1 pseudogene is annotated in these 285 nt (G+C 60.7%); it reads left to right on the plus strand.

Going from position 1 to position 285, the window contains the following annotated elements:
* A pseudogene (locus H6B10_RS16115) lies at positions 1 to 285 on the plus strand (fucose isomerase); the annotation flags it as partial.

Here is a 285-nt window from a genome sequence, read left to right on the forward strand (position 1 = left end):
CCTGCAAGACCAAAGGTTTTGAGCCCTATGAGTGCAGCGTCACGGTGGAAAACGAAGCCGATATGCTCAAAGCCGTGGAAGAAGTAAAGGCCGCGGGCTGCAACGCCCTGACGGTGTTCCTGGGCAACTTTGGCCCCGAAACCCCCGAAACCCTGCTGGCCAAGTATTTCCACGGCCCCGTGATGTACGTGGCGGCTGCCGAGGGCGACGGCGATATGATCAACGGCCGCGGCGACGCCTACTGCGGTATGCTGAACTGCTCCTACAACCTGGGTATGCGCCACC

Source organism: Gemmiger formicilis (genome assembly GCF_016901605.1).
Classification (GTDB): Bacteria; Bacillota; Clostridia; order Oscillospirales; family Ruminococcaceae; genus Gemmiger; species Gemmiger formicilis_B.